At 41.8% G+C, this 421-nt stretch carries 1 pseudogene; it reads right to left on the reverse strand.

From position 1 onward, the window contains the following. Positions 1-421: pseudogene (locus tag ACTQ16_RS16830) on the reverse strand (transposase); the annotation flags it as partial.

Raw genomic sequence — 421 nt, forward strand, 5'->3', positions numbered from 1 at the left:
GACGCTGATATAGAAATCTACCATAGTCTTGTTTCTAAGACTCAGTTCTTTATTACTTAGCGACTGGTGGGCTCTTAACATCATGCAGTCTTTGGTATCAATATCAATGAGTCCAATACCCATGATTTCGAGACCATGTTTAACAGACTGTGCACATCCAGACCAAAAACGACCGATATGTGGAGTTTTCTTGCCAGCTTTGCTGATGTAGTTGGGATCAATGGCAATAGCCCATCTTCCCTGTTTACCAAAGAAGCGCTTGGCAAGTGAGACATTAAGTTTGAGCCAATCAATGCACTTCGACTTTTTCAAGCCGAATGCGTTGCGATAGGTTTGCTCAACATGCGAGCCATACCTCCCCATTTGGGTGAAATTTATCTTTCTTGGTATTACCATGAACAAAATTATCACCTCGATGAGT

This window comes from Prevotella sp. LCP21S3_D2 (genome assembly GCF_052118345.1).
In the GTDB taxonomy this organism is placed as follows: Bacteria; Bacteroidota; Bacteroidia; order Bacteroidales; family Bacteroidaceae; genus Prevotella.